General features: G+C 68.0%; 11 protein-coding genes and 2 pseudogenes. 6 read left to right on the forward strand and 7 right to left on the reverse strand.

The window, feature by feature from the left end; genetic code table 11:
* Nucleotides 1-94: pseudogene (locus ABZV38_RS28750) on the reverse strand (alpha/beta hydrolase); the annotation flags it as partial.
* A gap of 1,171 nt (nt 95-1,265) precedes the next feature.
* On the opposite strand from ABZV38_RS28750, the gene ABZV38_RS28755 reads away from it, so the two are divergent.
* The 4 genes from ABZV38_RS28755 to ABZV38_RS28770 are packed head-to-tail and all read left to right on the forward strand — an operon-like array spanning nt 1,266 to nt 8,095.
* The gene (locus tag ABZV38_RS28755; protein ID WP_356331349.1) at nt 1,266-2,177 is read left to right on the forward strand and encodes a hypothetical protein; all 912 of its coding nucleotides are present in this window, start codon (nt 1,266-1,268) and stop codon (nt 2,175-2,177) included.
* Nucleotides 2,174-4,237 (forward strand): hypothetical protein, encoded by a 2,064-nt coding sequence (locus tag ABZV38_RS28760; RefSeq protein WP_356331350.1) that lies wholly within the window; start codon nt 2,174-2,176, stop codon nt 4,235-4,237. Before ABZV38_RS28755 ends, ABZV38_RS28760 begins: the two co-directional genes overlap by 4 nt.
* Nucleotides 4,234-5,190 carry an AAA family ATPase gene (locus ABZV38_RS28765; protein WP_356331351.1) on the forward strand — a complete coding sequence of 319 codons (957 nt, stop codon included), beginning with the start codon at nt 4,234-4,236 and terminating at the stop codon, nt 5,188-5,190. Before ABZV38_RS28760 ends, ABZV38_RS28765 begins: the two co-directional genes overlap by 4 nt.
* Nucleotides 5,183-8,095, forward strand: coding sequence for a TIR-like protein FxsC (locus tag ABZV38_RS28770; RefSeq protein ID WP_356331352.1), 2,913 nt, complete (start codon nt 5,183-5,185; stop codon nt 8,093-8,095). The genes ABZV38_RS28765 and ABZV38_RS28770 overlap by 8 nt, the downstream gene beginning before the upstream one ends.
* A 138-nt stretch (nt 8,096-8,233) precedes the next feature.
* Here the strand turns inward: ABZV38_RS28770 and ABZV38_RS28775 are convergent.
* Nucleotides 8,234-8,452 (reverse strand): annotated as a pseudogene (locus ABZV38_RS28775) (hypothetical protein); the annotation flags it as partial.
* A 509-nt stretch (nt 8,453-8,961) separates the two neighbouring features.
* Between ABZV38_RS28775 and ABZV38_RS28780 the strand changes: the two are divergent.
* Nucleotides 8,962-9,770, forward strand: a protein-coding gene (locus tag ABZV38_RS28780) for an IS5 family transposase (RefSeq protein WP_356331354.1) whose coding sequence is annotated in 2 segments (ribosomal slippage) — nt 8,962-9,301 and nt 9,301-9,770 — 810 coding nt in all. Because the reading frame shifts where the segments join, the coding sequence is not laid out codon by codon here.
* Between the two features lie 325 nt (nt 9,771-10,095).
* On the opposite strand, the gene ABZV38_RS28785 is transcribed toward ABZV38_RS28780, so the two are convergent.
* From ABZV38_RS28785 to ABZV38_RS28795, 3 genes are all read right to left on the reverse strand, one after another.
* Nucleotides 10,096-10,560: a hypothetical protein gene (locus ABZV38_RS28785; protein ID WP_356331355.1), complete on the reverse strand. Its 465-nt coding sequence runs from the start codon at nt 10,558-10,560 to the stop codon at nt 10,096-10,098.
* A gap of 24 nt (nt 10,561-10,584) precedes the next feature.
* The gene (locus ABZV38_RS28790) at nt 10,585-11,334 is read right to left on the reverse strand and encodes a PIN domain-containing protein (RefSeq protein ID WP_356331356.1); all 750 of its coding nucleotides are present in this window, start codon (nt 11,332-11,334) and stop codon (nt 10,585-10,587) included.
* Between the two features lie 22 nt (nt 11,335-11,356).
* Nucleotides 11,357-12,216, reverse strand: a protein-coding gene (locus tag ABZV38_RS28795; RefSeq protein ID WP_356331357.1) for an IS5 family transposase whose coding sequence is annotated in 2 segments (ribosomal slippage) — nt 11,357-11,880 and nt 11,880-12,216 — 861 coding nt in all. Because the reading frame shifts where the segments join, the coding sequence is not laid out codon by codon here.
* Between the two features lie 572 nt (nt 12,217-12,788).
* On the opposite strand from ABZV38_RS28795, the gene ABZV38_RS28800 reads away from it, so the two are divergent.
* Nucleotides 12,789-13,748 (forward strand): restriction endonuclease, encoded by a 960-nt coding sequence (locus ABZV38_RS28800; RefSeq protein WP_356331358.1) that lies wholly within the window; start codon nt 12,789-12,791, stop codon nt 13,746-13,748.
* Nucleotides 13,749-13,883: 135 nt separating this feature from the next.
* Here ABZV38_RS28800 and ABZV38_RS28805 read toward each other — a convergent pair whose 3' ends face one another.
* Both ABZV38_RS28805 and ABZV38_RS28810 read right to left on the reverse strand, forming a co-directional pair.
* Nucleotides 13,884-14,819: an abortive infection family protein gene (locus tag ABZV38_RS28805; protein ID WP_356331359.1), complete on the reverse strand. Its 936-nt coding sequence runs from the start codon at nt 14,817-14,819 to the stop codon at nt 13,884-13,886.
* A 41-nt stretch (nt 14,820-14,860) separates the two neighbouring features.
* Nucleotides 14,861-15,778, reverse strand: coding sequence for an abortive infection family protein (locus tag ABZV38_RS28810; RefSeq protein ID WP_356331360.1), 918 nt, complete (start codon nt 15,776-15,778; stop codon nt 14,861-14,863).
* Nucleotides 15,779-15,943: the final 165 nt, after the last annotated feature.

Raw genomic sequence — 15,943 nt, forward strand, 5'->3', positions numbered from 1 at the left:
GCTGCGCGTCCGTGGCGTTCCAGCCGCGGCAGCGGTAGTGCACGACATGCGCGGCCAGCCCGTCGTCCTGGCCGGCGCGGGCCAGGGCCCAACTCCCGCCTGACGGCGGGAAGGTGACGGGACGTCATGCCTGGCGGCATGACTGAGGGTTGGGTGAGTGTCAGGTTTGCCCCTGACGGGGCAAACGATGTGTTGCGTTTGGGCCTGACGGCCCAACTCTGGCCTGACGGCCGAAAGGTGGTAAGGCGTCATGCCTGGCGGCATGACTGTGAGTTGAGTTTGCTCCCCTCCCCGCCAGGGGAGGTGGGGGGTGTGTCGGCGCCTGTCGGCGCCGCTGATGTCATACGGATTCGTTAGGCAGAGATTTGATTTGGTGTCCTCCCCTATCGGGGAATCGGGTGGGCCTCTTTGCCACAGCAGGTGTGGGAATCAGTGCTTGCGCTGGCCTGACGGCTTGAAAGGCTGATCGGTCAGGGTTGTGATGGGCCGAGCCTGGAAGTGCGGGGCTACGCCCCGCACGGTTGTGGAAAATGACGGTCCCCTGCCTCGTTTCTCGATCGAGATGCCCAGCGGCGTGTTAGCCGAGTGCGCTCTTTCGCCTGGAGCGGGAGAGCACCCTATGTCTCTTGTCCTACCTGAATCGACCGCCCGTGGCCCCTCGCGCTCGCCGCTACGCGGCGTGCCGGTACGCGGGACCGTCCGCTTCTCTCCCGCCCCGCCGAACTGCACGTACGTATGGCACACGGGCTGCTGCCTGGGGAACGCTATGGGGGGCAGTGCTACACATCGACAACGGCCCGGTCTGGGGCCTGGTCGTCCTTCCGGCCGTCGGTGAACACAGCTGGACCATCGAGAGACGCCGCCCTGGCACGAGACCAGATTGGGCGGTCCTTCCCGCTTTTTCCAGTCAGGTCAGATTCCGCCCCAGGTGGCATCACATTGCTGCCGCTCCGCCCCATAACGAGGCCACAGGGAGCTCGCGGGAGTCCTGCGTTCCAGGCCTCCCCGACGGGAAGTGGGGAGACTTCTCGGCCCAGCGCACGGTGGTCCTCACTGGCTGGCGGCCGGTCGCCCGGCCCGTCGAGGCGGCAACTTCCCCTACCGGGCCCGGACCTTCGCTTCCGCTGACCTGCCGGCCTGCCGGTTGGTAGCCTCAGGGCGAACGACGCACGGGGGAGGTCTGCATGGTGCTGCGGTTGGTGTTCGTACACGGGATAGGCGGACTTCGGGATACCGGACGTGAACTGGCCACGTGGACGGGTGCCTTGGCAGACGGGATGCGAGCGGCCGGCCACACGACACTCGCCGAGCGGCTGACCACTGCAGATGCGAGCCGTTGCGCCTTCGCCTCTTACGCCGACCTCTTCTCGCTCCCCGAGGCCCAGGGCGGCGGCGGGACGACGGCCGAGGGCGAGGCGAGCGAGATCCTCGAAGATCTCCTCGTCGAGCTGGTGGCCGCTCTCACGTCCGAGCACTCCGCCACCGAGGCGCCCCACGACGGCGCCTGGCAGGACCGGGAGCGAATCCTGGCCCACGCGCGCGCCGAAGCCGACACGTCCGGCCAGGCCCAGGGAAGCCTGTCGGTACTGCGCAGGGCGCTGAACGTGGCGACCACCCTGATGGCGCTCAAGCCGTGGAGCGGTGTCGCGCGCTGGGCGACACCCAAGCTGATGGTCAGGGACCTCGCCCAGGTGGCCCGCTACCTGGCGCGCGGGGAGAAGGACGCGTCGGGGCTGACCCTCGACAGCCGCGTACGGAACCGTCTGCACGAGGCGCTCGGGGACGCCCCCGCGGTCGTGGTCGCGCACTCACTGGGGACCGTCGTCGCACTGGAGGCACTGCACGAGCATCGGGCGGTCACCCCCCTCCTCGTCACCCTCGGATCACCGCTCTCGATGCGCACGGTCGTCCGGCCCAGGCTCCTGCCGCAGCCGCCGCGCACACCCGAGCGCGTCGAACGATGGCTGAACTTCTGGGACAAGGACGACATCATCGCCGTCCGCCCCCTACTCGAACGCGATGTGCTGGCCAACACGGCCGGGGTGCTTCCCCGCAGCAGTCGGATCGACTCAGACGGAATCTGGGTCCACTCCGCCGGGAAGTACCTGGCCCAGGCTGCCGTCGCAGGTCCCGTCGCGGAAGCCCTCATGTCCGCAGAGGCCAGGTCCGCCTCATGAGTGAGGGGCCCCGACGCCACCTTCTCGTCGTGGCACCTCAGTGCGCATCGATGCAGCACCTCACCCGCCTCAGGGAGGCGGCCTCCGCGCTGCATGCCGCGCTGGCCCACCCGGACATGGGCGACTGCGCTCCGGGTCTCCCCGGCGGACGCTCCCTGATCGTCGACGAGCGGCTGACGAGCAACTGGATCCGGACGCTGATCGGCGAGGCGATCCACTATGCCGAGGACCGGCGGGCGTCACTCGTCCTCGCCCTGCTGGGGCACGGATTCGTGCCCGGAAGCACGCACACCCTGTACCTGATGGGCGCCGACTCCACCGAGGACGCGACCGAACGGGCGGTCAACGTGGGCGAACTCCTCGCAGCCGCCGCGAATAAGCCCGACATCCCCAGCGTGCTCGGCATCATCGACACCTGCCACGCGGCCGGTGCGATACCCCCGGGTCAGGACCTCACGGGCGGCGTCGGCAACGGGCGCAGCCGACTCGCCGTACTCATGTCCGCGTCGCTCACCCAGCCGGCGGTCGACCTCTCGTTCTCCAGGGCGCTCGCCAGCCTGATCAGGGAGGGCGTGCCCGGAGCGGGCCCCCTGCTGGGGGTGGACGACGTGCAGCGGGCGCTGCGCGGCTCCGTCGTCGGACAGGACGTGACGGTCTCCCAGCACGACGGCGACCCCTTCGCGACGGAGCCCATCTGGGTCACCCGCAACATGCGGGGCCACGGTACCGACCCCGGCGGGCTTCTCGGACGGCTGGCGCGCGAAGACCTCACCGAGGCGTTCGGCGCACTCGCCGCCGACGTACCCTCCCTGCGCGTGCCGTACGACGTGAAGTCCGCGCTTGACAGCCTGGAGGTACTCAAAGGTCTCCTCCCGTCCCCGGCCCGTGACCGGGCCAAGGAGGTCGTGCACTTCATGCTCACCGCGCTACGGACCGTCGGGTTCCTCCGCGACTGGCTCGGCAGCGATCTGACGACGGCCCGTCTGCGCCAGGCCCTGCGCGCCCTGCTGGCGTCGGAACACCGCTCCCTGGCCTCTCCGGTACCCGAGTTCACCGACATTGCGATCTTGGACCAGCTGGCCTTCGACCACGCGGTGACCCGGAGCAACGGCAAACCGTCGGTCGCCGAGTTCGTGGTGCGCCTCGCCCTCGCCTCGGGCAAGGACCTGGCCTCCCCGGAACTGCACGCATGGGCGCGGTCGGTGGACGCCCAGCAGGAACTCAATGACGCCGTGACCAAGGTCCTCGCCGACCGGGAGGACCAGCAGCTGAGGCTTGCCGTCAGCCTCGACTCCTCGCTGACCGGCAGCTGGCCGGAAGCCGTGAGCGCGTGGCTACTCCAGGACGGGGAACTGCTCGAACGGCACGACTTCAGCTGCCCCACGGTGGACCAAGCAGGTGCGGAGGCCGCGATCGAGGCAGCCGCCGTCTGGGCGGAGGACCATGCGGAGGCGCTCGGGCGGCGTCTGAGATGGCTCGATGTCGCCGTGCCGAGCGGTGTACTGCTGGAGTGGCGTCCGGAGGAGGCCGGCGAGGGCCTGCGCTTCGGGGTGCAGTACGACGTCGTGTTGCACTGGAGCCGTCGGCTCGCCCCCGATCCCCTTCTGAGACGGATCCAGGGCGCGGTGAACGACCGGTGGGAGGAGATCGCCGTCTGCACCGGAGTGCCTGTCGACTGGCTGGACGTCTCCGACACGGCCGACCGGCCGCCGTTGCAGGGCAGGTTGCGGGACGGCCTCTACCGACGGGGCATCGGCCTGATGCATCACACCGGACTCGACGACCAGCTGATGGAGATCCTCCTCTCCTACACCCCGGTGCTGCTGTGGCCCCAGGGGTCGGAGGGATTCCCCACCGACCGGCACAGCTGTCTGGAACCGCAGTGGCTGACCATGCCGGAAGGGCTCGGCCACGCCTACCAGCGGCGATGGCGCGGCGAGTACGCCGGTCACTTCGCAGATCTCCGCGCGGTCTGGGACGACCGCGAGTGGCTGAGGTTCTGCCGGCTCGTGAGGACCACCGTTCCCCCTGTCCAGAACACGATCAAGGAAGCCTCATGACGTGGAATCCGTACTACCGAGGCGACGGAGAGGTGAGGCAGGACACTCGTCTGCCCGATCCGCCGCCGTGGAGGACCTTCCCGCGTGTGTCGTCCGCCGGACTGTTCGAACCGCCGGAAGGACTCGTCGCCGCGGTCAACGCCGCCCTCGCCCTGCGCCGGCCCCTGCTGATCACGGGCAGTCCGGGCACGGGCAAGTCCACCGTGATCGAACAGGTCGCGGCGGAGCTCGCGCTGGGGCCCGTACTGCGCTGGCATGTGACCTCGCGCAGCACGCTCGGGGACGCGCTGTACCACTACGACGCTCTCGGGCGCATCCACGCCCACCGGCTGCAGCAGGAGAGGACGCGCGCCGGTGAGCGGGACGCCGGCACCGATGACATCGCGGCGTTCATGACCCTGGGACCACTGGGAACGGCGCTGCTGCCGTCGGACCGGCCGCGTGCGCTCCTCATCGACGAGATCGACAAAGCCGATCTGGATCTTCCAGGGGACCTGCTCGACGTACTGGAACGCGGCGAGTTCCGCATCGAGGAACTGCGCCGTGAAGGGCAGGAGCTCGCCTACCTGCGCATGTCCGGTGAGGATGCCAAGCACCCCGTACACGGCGGCCATGTGCAGTGCACCGAATTCCCCTTCATCGTGATGACGAGCAACGGGGAGCAGGAGCTGCCCGCACCGTTCCTGCGGCGGTGCTTGCGCTACACGATGCCTCGCCCCACACCGGAGCTCGTCCGGGAAGTCGTGCGCAGGCACCTGCAGCTCGACGTGCCCGAATCGGGTCCGCTCGCCGATCTCGTCGACGACTTCGTACGCCGGGTGGGCGACGGCGAACGAGTCGCGATCGATCAACTGCTCAGCACCCTCCATCTGCTGGACGGACCGGCGAAGATGGAGGCATCGGAGCGCAGCGGACTCATCGGAATGCTGATGAAGAACCTGTCCGGTGCCTGACCGGGCCGACGGGCTGGGTGCGGTCGTCGACTCACTGCTCGGTCTGGACAGAGATCTCGACGCGGTGTCGATCGCCGAGGTCCTCTGGCTCGCTGCTCAGGACGACAGCCCTTCACTGGGCGACGGTACGAAGACCTACGACGCCAGGAGCCAGGAGGCCCCGGACGTCCGGGCGTCGACCGCCGGGCAGCCGGCGGAGACGGACGAGGCCGCACGGCGGAGCCCGCTGCACACACCCTGGGAGGACGGTACGCCCGGCCCAGGAACGGTCGAGGTGTCGCTGCCCCGGAACAGCACACTGCCGCGCGGACGGGAGCTGGCGCGGGCACTGAAACCGCTGAAGCGACCATGGCCGCGAGGCCGCAGGCAGCGACTGGACATCCCGGCGACGGTGGCCGCCTATGTGCGCGTCGGCGAACTCACCCCGGTGTTCTCCGACGAACCGGAGCGTTGGTTCGACGCGACCGTGGTCATCGACCGGTCACCCACCATGGCGGTGTGGGCCGGCACGGCTGCCGAACTGGTGCGCCTCCTGGCCCGCACCGGTGTGTTCCGCACCCTGCGGGTCCGCGAGCTCTACGCGGACGGGTTCCTGGAGAACACACCGACCCTGCACGGCCCCCTGGGACAGCGCGTCGTGGAGGGCGGCGGGGGATCCGCCCAGCCGCGACGGCTCATGCTCGTCCTCTCCGACTGGGCGTCGGCCGCGTGGCGCGACGGCTCGCAGTGGAACCAGCTCCGTACGTGGGCTGCCGCCATGCCCACCGTCCTTCTCAACCCGTTGCCGTCGAAGATCTGGCGGCAGGCGGGCATGAGCCTGCCGGCCGTCCGCGTGCTCTCGCCCGGGACGCCCGGCGTGAACAACGCTCAGCTGCGGTTCGTCACCACACTCCTGATGAACCAGGCGTTTCCCGGGACCACCGACCGCGACTGGCTGCCGGTCCCCGTGAACTCCCTGTCACCCCACGCGGTCGGCAGATGGGCTCGCACCCTCATGCTCTCGGATCCCGTGGGCTGCGAAGCCCTACTCCTGCCCGCGCCGGGTCTCGTCGACCAGTTGGTGGAACAGGACGAGGACGGCCCGCGCAGCGGCCGGTCCCTGACGGATGCCTATCTGTACCGCGCATCTCCGGCCGCGGTCCGCTTGGCCGTGCTGTGCTCGCTGTACCCGCAGGTGAGCGTCGACATGCTCCGGGTCGTTCAGCAGGGCCTGGTCCCGGAGGCAACGCCCCCCGACCTGGCCGAGTTCGTCGTCGGCGGCCTCGTCACCGTCACCGAGGCCGCCCAGGCGGGCGGCCATCCCGTACTGCGGTTCCGGGATGGTACGCGCGAGCAGCTCATTCCCAGGCTCGGCGCCCGGGACGCCCGGCTTCTGCGCAGCGCCGTGGACCGGTTCATCGAGAACAACTCAGCCTCGCTCACGCGATTCCCGGCCGCCGTGTCCCGATCCGGAGCAGCCGGCGTTCCGGTGGACCCCGAACCCTTCGGTGAGGTGTCGGCCGCTGTCCTGCCGGCATTGGGCGTCCCCGTCGAGACGCCCGTGCCGGCCGACCACACGGTCACTGCCGAGTCCCCGGTGAAACCGGAACCCGATCCCGGCGCTGCGGCGGCCGAGGAGCCGGGGGGCTTCGCCCCCTCCGCGCCGCCCCCGCGCGGACGGAGGACCGACCACACGGCGTCCCCATACTTCTTCCTGAGCTACGCACACACCCCGGGGTACGGCGGTGAAACGGACTCGGACATGTGGGTCGAGCGGTTATTCCAGGATCTGTGCGGTCATGTGACGGCCATGGTCGACCTGCCCGCAGGCGTACCGGCCGGCTTCATGGACCGAGAGGTACGCTCCGGCGAGGGATGGTCGGAAGGGCTGGCCGACGTGCTGGCCAGCTGCCGGGTCTTCGTGCCTCTGTTCTCGCCGCGCTACTTCGCCAGCGAGTTGTGCGGCAAGGAGTGGTACGCCTTCGAACAGCGGGCCATCCATCACCGCGCTCGTTCGAATCAGCCTGCGGAGGCGATCGTCCCCGCGCTCTGGGTGCCGGTGCCTCCCAGCCAACTTCCGGACCCGGCCGAGCGGTTGCAGTTCAATCACCGCTACTTCGGGGAACGCTACGTCAGCGACGGGCTCTACGGGCTGATCAAGCTCAGGGTCTTCGCCGAGGAGTACGAACGAGCGGTGTACGAACTGGCGAAACGCATTGTCAGCGTCGCCGACACCGTGCGGCTGGACCCCGGCAGACCACTCGACTACCGCCTCGTCCCCAGTGCCTTCGGGGCACCGAGCCGTGGGGCGGGCGACCGCCGGCCCATCCAGATCACCGTGGTCGCCCCCACTCGCCGCAACCTGCCCGAGGGACGCAACCCGGAGTGCTACGGCGACAGTGCGCAGGACTGGAATCCCTACTACCCGGCCTCTGCCCGACCTCTGGCCCATGTCACCGAAGATCTGGTGCGTTCCCTCAACTACCAGGCTGTCATCACCTCGTTCGACGTGGAGTCCGGACGTCCGGGAGGAAGGCGGCTGCCCGACACCCCGGAGATCCTGCTCATTGACCGCTGGGCCCTTCAGGACGAGGACCGCAGGCGCAGGCTCGCAGCCTTCGACGCGGAGAACCAGCCCTGGGCGACGGTGGTCGTGCCCTGGAACCGGGACGATGGCCAGAGCAGAGCAGCCGAGGCCGAACTGACCGAGACGCTCGAACAGACGATGCCGACCAAGATGCGGCAGGGACGGGCCTTCGCCCGCGCTGCGGCCAGGGGAGTGCCTAGCATGGAGGCGTTCGGCCAGATCCTTCCCCAGGTGGTCGAGGTGGCCGCTCAGCAGTACCTGAGGTATGCGCTGGTCGATCCGCCGGCGGGCGGACGGCGCAGCGACACGTCCCCGGTGACGGATCGCGGCACTCCGTGATCGTTTCGGAAACGCGCCGCTGGAATGTCTCGGTGGCGGGGCGAGTGGTCGGTACGCGGTCAGCCCTGCGCGGCAAAGCCCATGAAGGACCCAGCCGCCGGAGGCGATGGACAGGACCGGCCCTGCCGTGTCCTTCGAGTCGCGAACGTGGACGGTACCGGGGCCAGCTGCGATCTCGACGCATTCGCCGCCGGGCTCCGCTGCCGTAGCTGCTCTTGGACCACGCGGACTCAGGCAAGGTCCCCACAAGCGCTTCGGCGTCCAGTTCTCTCGCGGAAGTGTCTCGATGAGGGCCGGCGATTCCCGCGCGGCAAGGTGGTTGTCGGCGTGAGAATGACATGGCCCTTCGTCACTCATGCCAGCAACGAGTGAGCACCGCCCGTCTGTGTCAACGACCAGATCGCTGCGCCTGCGCCACTGACGCTCAGACGACGACGTTCAACTGACACTCCTCCGCAGACCATCAGCGAGCGGCCGGGTCGTAGGAGGTGGTGACCGCTATCCCGTCCGAGGACGGGCAGTCCTCATCCGGTCCGCCCGTCGCAGTGCTCAAGGATTTCCGGATGGTACGAGCGTCGAAGCTGTACGCGTGACGGGTGCAGATGGTGTCCGCGGTGTCCATGACCATAGTCAGGCGGCCTACCGCGTCACACTCGTAGCCCTGGTCGGACCGGCCTGAGTCGCGGGTGGTCTGGTCGTGGACGGACTCGGTGACTGTTGCTATAGAGGAGAGCGGGGAGAAGAGACACCGGGGTGCCCGTCAAAATCGCGGGCACCCCGGTCTTGTCAGTTCCTTACTGATCGTTTCAGAATGAAGTTTGGTGTGGGGCTTGGCAGTTGGGTGTTGTTTCGGCAGGATCTGGTGAGTGCCTGTTGATCTTGTGCCTGATGACTTGTGGGAACGTGTGGCGCCGCTGTTGCCGGCCCGTGCGCCTCGGCGGTATCGGTATCCCGGGCGGTTGCCGGCGGATGACCGTGCTGCTCTGCGGGGCATCGTCTATGTGCTGTGCAAGAGCGTGAGCTGGCGGGATGTCCCTGCGGAACAGGTCGGCTGCAGCGGGGTGACGGCCTGGCGGCGTCTGCGGGACTGGACCGAGGCCGGTGTCTGGCCCCGGCTGCACGAGGTGCTGCTGGCCGAACTGCGGGCTACCGGCTTGCTGGACATGGACGACGCCGCAATCGACGGCTCGCACGTCAGAGCCCTCAAAGGGGGGCTCACACCGGACCTTCGCCGGTCGACCGGGCCCGGCCCGGAAGCAAACACCACCTGATCGTCGACCGACACGGCACCCCGCTCGCCGTCTCTTTGACCAGTGGAAACCGCCACGACGTCACCCAGCTCATGCCACTGCTGGACGCCATACCCCGCATCCGTGGCCTGCGCGGCCGGCCCCGCCACCGGCCTCGGCGGCTCTTCGCCGACCGCGGCTACGACTACGACAAGTACCGGCGCCTCGTCCGCGCTCGGGGGATCACACCCAAGATCGCCCGCCGCGGTGTCCCGCACGGCTCCGGCCTGGGCAAGACCCGATGGGTCGTCGAGCGCACCTTCGCCTGGCTCCACCAGTTCAAACGCCTCCGCACCCGCTACGAGATACGCGCCGACCTCCACCTCGGACTGCTCCAACTCGCCTGCAGCATCATCTGCTTGAGACGACTCCGAACCTCATTCTGAAACGATCAGTTACTCCTGATCCTCTGTGGAATATGCGGCGGTCAGCCCGGTGGCATCAGCGAGATCAGCCGGTAACCGTGCCCCGGCATGACCGACCACCCCCGAACCATCTGCACTGACCTGGATCTTGGGACGCAACCCGATAGCCTGCACGTAGAAAGTGCCCTCCGCCTGGACCGACAGAACCCCTCAGCAAGGTTCATCGTCCCAGGTCAGGAAGGCACTTTCGCGTTTCCGCCCCAACAGCCGCCGTACCCAAGCGAAACGGCGAGGCTAATTTGCCAATCGAGGTCACCTTTTGCCCCCGGCGCGTCCGGGCGTCGTCTCACTCGTCGTCGAGCGGCTCATCCTCGGTCGCGCCAGGAGCCAGCTGCTGGAACTGTTTGGACTGCAACGGGTACTGCAACATGTCCACTTCGGTGCCCTGCTGCAGTCGCGGGAATGTGAGCAGCATCGACGTCAGCAGCTCGACCCATGTCGGCTTGCGGCCCTCCGCTTCGGCGACCTCCTGGACGCGCCGGATGTACTCCCAGGTATTCAGGAGCGGAGGCCAGTCGACGGCCGAAGCATCCTCGACGGGCGCTGCCGGCGTGGCCGTCATAATCCTCGGCGTGGGCTCATCCCCTTCCACTACCGGGAACAGAATGCGCGTCTCCCACACGCATGCGCCGTGCTGTAGCGACGACGTGGTCATGACCAGGCCGACGAACTCCCAGCGGGCGGTCGTCACGATCCAGCTATGGGTGCCGAGCTTGTAGGCCTCGCTGTCCCGTACGTCGAGGAGCTGCACGCGGACGTCGTCGGGGAACGCCCACTAACGGGCCGCCATCGCTTCGCCGTCGCGGGTGCGGACCTCGAAGGGGGTGATCTTGTTCCGCCAGGTCTTACGGGCTCGACGGGCGACGTAGTCCGTGTGAAACCTGAGCAGAGCGTACGCGTACTCCGTATCGACGTGCTGCTTCGGGGCGACGGTCTCCAGTAGCTCGCCAAGGTTCGTCAGGTGAACGAAGCGGTCGCCAAGTCCCTCGACGTCGCTGTCCATCGGTGCCGGATAACTGGTACCGCCCTTCGTGAAGTCCTTGTGGTTCTCGCTGACGAAGTAGACCGTCTCGTCGGGGTGATTTTGGGCGTACTCCACGGCCGTGAGCCAGATCGCGACGTCCCGTGCGCCAACCTTCACCTTCTTGTCGCCGTCACCCTTCGTGCCGGCAGGCGGAAGGACGTTGGCCTCCCGGTAGAGGCCTTGGAGGGCCGCGTCGCCGCTCGTCGGGAGCACCTGCAAGAAGTCGTACTTCTTCCGCCACATCTGCCGCACGCCCTCCTCGTCCGGCTCCTCGAGCTTCGGCTCTGTCCGGTGGCTCCTGTGCCCGAGCTGCCGCAGCGCGCGGGCCGCGACGCGGTACGCCTCGATGTAGTCAAGGGCCTTCTGCGCCGCGAGCTCCTCCACGGCCATGGAGGGGGCACTGACACGCTCCGTCCCCGTCGCCACGATGGCGCGGAGGACCTCCACGTCGCTGCCGTCGAGGCGCATGCCCCGTATGACGCATGTGTCCAAAATGATCATGCTGTTGCCCTAGGGAGTGTCTTCAAAGGGGTCGGATCCAGAGAAGAAGTGAGGCGATGGTGACCGCCGCCTCGTAGGATTCACGGGTTTTGTCGTAGCGGGTGGCGATCGCGCGGTATTGCTTCAGCCGGTTGAAGCATCGCTCGACGACGTTGCGGTGTCTGTAGAGCTGCTTGTTGAACGCTGGTGGTCTGCCGCCGTGACGGCCTCGGTTGCGGCGGTTGGCCTTCTGGTCCGAGCGCTCCGGGATGGTGTGGGGTATGCCGCGTCTGCGCAGGTAGGCGCGGAACTTGCGGGAGCTGTAGCCCTTGTCGCCGAGCACGTGGTCGGGCCGGGTGCGTGGGCGGCCGGGACCGGCGTGCGGGATGCGGATGGCGTCCATGACCTGCTCGAAGCGGGTGCAGTCGTTGACATTGCCGCCGGTGACGACGAATCCGAGGGGCCGGCCTTTGCCGTCGCAGGCGAGATGGACCTTCGTGGTCAGTCCGCCACGGGATCGTCCGAGGGCGTGATCATGTAATTCGTCCTCTCCGTCCGCCCCCCTTTGCGGGCGCCGGCGGCGTGCTGGTGAGCTCGCGTAATCGTGGAGTCGACCGACACCAGCCAGTCGATGTCCCCGCTCGCGTCCTTCTGTGTCTGCACTGCCCGGAGCATCCGCGTGAAGGTGCCATCCAGGGCCCACCTGCGAAAACGTGTGTACAGCGTCTGCCAGGACCCATACCGCTCAGGCACGTCCCGCCAGGCCGAACCGGTCCGGAGCTTCCAGACGATCCCGTTCAGTACCAACCGGTCATCCTGCCGCGGCCGTCCCGTCACCGCTTTCGGCAGGAGACCGGACAGCACCTCCCACTCGGCATCCGAGAGCTCATGTCGACGCACCATGCCCGACATGATCCCTCATCAGCACCCTTTGAAGACACTCCCTAGCTCTCGCGATGTGTCCAGCAACGACTAACACCCGGGCCGCCTGCGCGCAGCCGAGTTGACAGATCGGGAGACGAGAGTGGCCCCCGGGGGCCCGCGATGCCGCATCCGCCCCCGGATGCGGCCGGGTCATAGCCCGACCCTCGAGTACGTGAAGCCGCCACACGGCTGCCGTGCGAAGTCGCCTCCCCCGCCTGATCACCTCCGCCACAAGGCGACGACTGCCCCGCGAGGCCTCAGCCGACCTGCACGTGTCTCTGATAGCGCAAACCCCCACAAGCCCTATCGCGGAGTGCGAGTCTGTACACATGGACCTGGAAGAACTCCTACGCACCATGGACCGAACGGCGGCAAACCTGAGCAAAATGGAGAGCGTATGGGAGCGCGCAAGGCCGTTCATCCCAGACGGCCCACAACGCGGTTCACATCCTGCCTACGACAAACTCGCAATGGCCTGGGCGGACCTCCTTCCGGGCCTTCCGCCAATCGACGGCTGGACCATCACCGACCCTCTTCCAGACATCGCCGCAATGGGACAGTCCTTCATCGACTACCTAGAAATTGACGAGCTGCCCAACGCCGTACATGCCGCTGGCGAGAAGCCGGGTGCGGACATCGCCGCGTACCGATACCGCCTCGACCGTGCCCGCCGACGCGCCGCCCGAGGCCGGCTGGAGCAACTCATCTCGACCGTCGACACCTCGCTCCCTGTCGCCCTGAAAGGCGTGGCGCGGGACTCCCTTGAGAAACTGCAGAACGACCAGACCGAGCAGATAGAGGCGGCCATCGGGGAGATGGCAAGGCTCCTGGGCGATGCCCTGGGCGATGCCGCCAACGACACCAGCCGCTGGTGGGACCTGCACCGGCACATGCGGTTCGGCCAGGGACACGACTGGCATGACATCGTCGAATTCGACTGGCCCGACGTGCGCGCCGACTTCACAGCCAACTTTCTGGGCGACAGTGACCCCCTGCCCGTCCCGGACATCGACCTCGGGCAAGCCGCTTCCGGCCACCTCACCGGCTCCGCCACCCTCGCACTGCCCTGGGAGCGGCTGGACGACGACGGGTTCGAGCGACTCCTTTACGACCTCCTGCGCAGCATCCCCGAGCACGAGAACGTCCAATGGCTCATGCAGACCCGCGCCCCCGACCGCGGCCGCGATCTCTCCTTGGACCGAGTCCTTCGGGACGGGTCCGGCGGTGTGCGCACCGAGCGGGTCATCGTCCAGGCGAAGCACTGGCGCAGCCGGTCGGTGAACGCTGCCGCGGTGGTCGAGACGGCCACGGCGGGAAAGCTGTGGAGTCCGCCTCTCGTACGCGGAATCGTGATCGCCACCAGCGGCCGGTTCACCGCCGACGCCGTGAGCTGGGTAGAGCGCCACAACGCCGAGGGCACAGCGCCCTACATCGACCTGTGGCCCGAAAGCCGCCTCGAAACCCTACTCGCCCAACGGCCCCACATCGCCGCCGCCCACGGACTCAAGTAGTGGGGCGGAGCCGGGCCGGACCTGCTGCCCCGCGCGCATCCCCGCCTCACGGTACCGGGAGTGGCGACGATCCCCGTCGAACAGCATGAGCAGGCGAGCCAAGCTCACCGCCCTCGGACGTCACTGGGCGCGGGGCTATTGACGAGGTGGGAGTTTCCCTCGATCGATGCGGTCTTGCCAGGTGTCGAGCACGAACTCCGTCACGGTCACAGTGCTGTTCAGCGCCAGCCGAGCATGGCGAGTCAGTGCTGGACTGGGGGCGGTTCGCCCGTGGCCGAGTCCGAGCTGGTTGCGCAGCTCGGCCAGGCCCTGCACCGTCGTGGTGAGTGTGCGCAGGATCTTGACCACCGTGGCGCTGGCCTTGACGTGGTCGGCCACGGCATCGGCGTTCAGGCCCAGCAGTGTCGTGACGCGCTTGAACAGGGGTGGCAGGTCTTCTCCGGGCGGGAACTCGATGCCTTGCTGTTCCAAGATGATTTTGCACAGGCTTTCGACGAGCTCTTTGCACGAGGCGATCGCCGCGGCTGGGTCGCGTTCCAGGCCAGCCCTGATGCGCTCCTGATGTTCGTGGAGTACGCGGGGGTCGGTCAGGAGCGGTCGTGATTCGAACTTCCAGTCCGGCCGGGCGCCATGGAAAGTCGCGCGGGATCCGCCTGCGTAGACCGGCAGCCCGCTGATGTACTCGGCCGGGTAGAGCTCGAAGCCGTCGGCCGCGAGGAGGTCGTTGAGCTTCCCGGCCAAACGCTGGACCTCAGCCGGGTCGCGCCGCACCACGGGGTGAAGCATCTCGGCAAGGAATCTGAGCAGCGGTTGCGGGGAGTCGCCGTTGAGGCCGAAGCGGTCGTCGGTGAATACCCACTCTGGTGGCCAGTCGTCATTGTTCAGGCAGTGCTGGGTGATGTCCTCCCGGGCCGTCAGGCGCCGGAAGCCATCCCCTTCGAGGGCATCCAGGTCGTACAGGCGCTCCAGGAACCTCACCTCGTCCAGAGCGCCCCACCACCAGACCTTCTCGACAACCAGAAGGTCGAGAAGGCGCTGGCGGGTGACGACGGTGAGCTCCTTCGGTGTCACGGGGCTGCTCCTTCCTGTCTGGGGCGCTAGCTCGCGCGAGCTCATGTCGAGGTCGTGAGTGTGCCGCCCACGAGTGGGGCCGTCGCGGAGGCTTTACGCCAGGGGGCGTCGGGGTCGGCGAGGGTGTCGAGCATCAACTCGCACCAGGTGGCGGCCGTGCCGACAGCGAAACGGGCATGCCGGGGGCCGAGTCCGGTGGGTGCAGCCAGCCGCCCGTGGCCGGTTCCGTACCGGTTGCGCAGTTCCGCAACGCCGATGGCAGCCGAGGTCAGGGCACCCAGGATCCGCTTGATGCTGTCGGCGTTGTCCGGGCTGCCGGCGTTGCGTGCCGGCGGAACCCCCGCGGGGTGGAGGTGGAGTGCCTGTTGCGCCTGCTTGATCAGGGCGGGCAGATCCTGGCGTTCGTCGACCGGAAGATTCCGCTTGAGTAGTACGAGTTTGGCGGTAGCTTCGATCAGCTGCTTGGCCGCGCCGATGGCGTCGTCGGGGTAGTCGGCCCCAAACCTGCGGACCCGCTCCAGTTCGGCGTGGATGCCCGATGCCTCGGTCAGGCCTTCGACGTGGACGGTCAGGCGGGCGACGCGTGCCGTGTGCAGGCGCAGTTCGTCGCCCAGGCGACAGCCGTCCCGTGCGAACGCCTCTCGCAGGTCCGCCACCGTTTCGACAGGCAGTCCGTTTCCGTTGAACTTTCGGTTGTCACGGTCGAGGCGGCGCAGCATGCTCTCGAACACCCGCAGGGCCCGGGTCACGTGGTCTTCGTCGGTCCAGTCCACAGAGGCGGCATAGGAGTCGAAGAGCTGTTTGCGGACGCCGCCCTCGCCGGGAGTGGCGTCAGGGTTCCTTGCGAAGTGTTCGTTCTCCCAGTACTCGCCGATCGCCCCTGCCACGAGATCGCTCATCAGTGCCCGGACGGCGTTCCGGGCGGTCCGGGAAAGCAGTTCACGATCAGGGGTGGCCATATAGGCAGATTACGGGGCTGGCATGCGGAACATCCTGGCATTTTCTCCCTTCCCCGTTGCCCGGCTGGAAGACAGTGAGCGGCCCGGGCCGTGCTGCGTCCAGTCTGAACGGGCCCCTGGTCCCGGATCGTCGTGGCCACCACCGCAACGGCTTACCTCCGGTAC

This window comes from Streptomyces sp. NPDC005181 (assembly GCF_040608395.1).
GTDB lineage: Bacteria > Actinomycetota > Actinomycetes > Streptomycetales > Streptomycetaceae > Streptomyces.

Coding starts and splice junctions, on each gene's coding strand:
- ABZV38_RS28800 (WP_356331358.1), top strand. CDS start 12,789: ATGGGACAGTCCTTCATCGACTACCTAGAAATTGACGAGCTGCCCAAC.
- ABZV38_RS28760 (WP_356331350.1), top strand. CDS start 2,174: ATGAGTGAGGGGCCCCGACGCCACCTTCTCGTCGTGGCACCTCAGTGC.
- ABZV38_RS28765 (WP_356331351.1), top strand. CDS start 4,234: ATGACGTGGAATCCGTACTACCGAGGCGACGGAGAGGTGAGGCAGGAC.
- ABZV38_RS28790 (WP_356331356.1), bottom strand. CDS start 11,334: ATGATCATTTTGGACACATGCGTCATACGGGGCATGCGCCTCGACGGC.
- ABZV38_RS28810 (WP_356331360.1), bottom strand. CDS start 15,778: ATGGCCACCCCTGATCGTGAACTGCTTTCCCGGACCGCCCGGAACGCC.